The organism is Streptomyces sp. NPDC002867 (genome assembly GCF_053591895.1).
The window spans coordinates 1-2,138 of sequence record NZ_JBSFUR010000109.1; the positions used below are offsets into that span (position 1 = coordinate 1).

The following is a 2,138-nucleotide window of genomic DNA, read 5'->3' on the forward strand; positions in this document are numbered from 1 at the left end:
GCGGTTGGCGACCCGTCCTACCGCACCATCAAGGGCATCCTCATCGCTGGCACCGAAACCGACCCCGAGCCCGAGACCAGCGGTGATGCCGGGGCCGCGGCCTTCCTGCACGGCCCCGCCCGGCTCTTCGCCACCGTTGTGACCCCCGAGACGACGGATGACGACCACGACGATCAGGTGCACGACGAAGCCGAGGTGGAAACCCGATGACCGTGATGGACGCCGCTCTGCGGGAGTCGCTCAAGACCTTGCGACTGTCAGGCATGCTGGAGACCCTCGACGCCCGCTTGGCCCAGGCCCACGGCGGCGAACTCGGTCACCTCGACTTCCTCCAGGTTCTCTGTCAGGACGAGATCACCCGCCGCGAGACCGTTGCGTTCCAACGGCGCCTGCAGCGGGCGAAGTTCGAGCAGCAGGTCACCCTGGAGGAGTTCGACTTCGCCGCCTCATCGAAACTGCCCGCCGCCCAGATCCGTGACCTGGGTGCCCTGCGCTGGCTGCACGCAGGCGAGTCGGTCATCCTCTTCGGCCCCGTCGGGGTCGGCAAGACGCACATCGCCCAGGCCCTCGGCCACCTCGCCGTCCGGCAGGGCGCCCACGTCCGCTTCGCCAAGACCAGCCGCATCCTCGCCGACCTGGCCGGCGGCCACGCGGACCGCACCTGGGAGAAACGGATCCGTGAACTCGTCCGCCCTGACGTCCTCATCCTCGACGACTTCGCCATGCGACAGCTTTCCGCAGCCCAGGCCGACGACCTCTATGAGCTCGTCTCCGAGCGGCAGGGACGCTCGCTGATCATCACCAGCAACAGGGCGCCCAGCGACTGGTATCCCCTCTTCCCTAACCCCGTCGTCGCCGAGTCTCTCCTGGACCGGCTCATCAACACCAGCCACCAGGTGATCATGAACGGGCCGAGCTATCGGCCGAACAAGCGGCCCAGGAACCCCACCGACAAGACCAAGTAGGAAAACCGGTGGACGTCGTCGGGATACTGCCGTCATGGCCGTCACTCAGCAACTCGCCCGCATCCCGGCGGAGTATCTCGCCTTCTGCCGCCAGTCAGCCGACGCATCGCCGGATGGAGATCCTCTCTGGGATCCACCGTCCGCGGACGTCCTCGACCTGGACTGGGCACCGTTCCTACTCGAACGGATCTGCGAGCTGGGAGGTCTCGACGACGTCCATCGGAGTGCTCTCCGGCAAGCTCTCGAGGGCGAAACTGCCATCGATCTCGCCTTCCTCAACACGCATCCGCATACCATCGCCCCCTTCGGGCCAGACCCCACGGCCCTCTCAGCGGCTCAAGTGGATCGCGTTGCGGAACGGCTCGGGCAGATCGACTTTCCGGCCCTCCTGGCCGCCCTGCCGACAGACGAAGCAAAGGCCGCCGCCTTGATCGGCAACGGCGCAGACAAGATCGTCGGTGGCCCGAAGAAGTACGTGCTGGGGCACTTCAACGCCCTGCGCGAGTTCTACCATGCTGCAGCCCAACGGCAGCTTCTCGTCGTGCTCTGGTGGGACTGACACGGACCGCCTCACCGTCGGCTCACGTCAGCAGCTGGGGAATTACGTGAACTTCCGCCTGGGGAATTACGTGAGCGTCCACAGAAGATGTACGACGAGATCCTGCGTGTCTGCACCACCGGCACGGCGGGCATGTGGCGGCGGCCCATGGTCCGGGAGTTCGACCCGCAGCAGATCGACGTTCCGCTGCGGGCAGCGACCCGGGCGGCGCTCGCTCACTACCTCCGGGGTCTGCGCCCTGAGCTTCTGTCCGAGCCCGCCAAGCGCTCGCGGGCCACGTACGTCTACCCGCTGGCCGATCTTGCCTACGCGGTGACGATCGCCGAGCAGGGCGGGCAGGTGTTCCTGCACCTGCGCGTCAACGTGTTCTCCGACTTGGGGGGCGCGGGGATCAGCATCATGGACGGAGTGATCGTGAAGACGAAGAAGGGGGTGGGCGACATGAGCCCCGCCGAGATCGCCGGGCGGGCGGCGTTCCAGGGCGACTTCCTGCGGATGCTGCACCGTCACCCGATGGCAGCGCGGGCGCTGTTCCCCCGCCTGTAGAACCGGCCCGTGAGGACCCGATCCCGGGCATCACCAGCGAGCTGATCATAGACGCCGCGCGCACCGCC

3 protein-coding genes and 1 pseudogene are annotated in these 2,138 nt (G+C 67.1%); all 4 read left to right on the forward strand.

Annotated features, from left to right (window positions below; translation table 11 throughout):
• Positions 1–210, forward strand: a pseudogene (locus tag ACWD0A_RS34755) (IS21 family transposase); the annotation flags it as partial.
• Positions 207–965 (forward strand): IS21-like element helper ATPase IstB, encoded by a 759-nt coding sequence (gene istB / locus ACWD0A_RS34760; RefSeq protein WP_451304697.1) that lies wholly within the window; start codon positions 207–209, stop codon positions 963–965. The pseudogene ACWD0A_RS34755 and the gene istB, both read left to right, overlap by 4 nt.
• Positions 966–999: 34 nt before the next feature.
• Positions 1,000–1,524, forward strand: a complete 525-nt coding sequence (locus ACWD0A_RS34765; protein ID WP_451304698.1) for a DUF1877 family protein — start codon at positions 1,000–1,002, stop codon at positions 1,522–1,524.
• 87 nt (positions 1,525–1,611) lie between these two features.
• The gene (locus ACWD0A_RS34770; RefSeq protein ID WP_451304699.1) at positions 1,612–2,070 is read left to right on the forward strand and encodes a hypothetical protein; all 459 of its coding nucleotides are present in this window, start codon (positions 1,612–1,614) and stop codon (positions 2,068–2,070) included.
• The last annotated feature ends 68 nt before the right edge of the window (positions 2,071–2,138 follow it).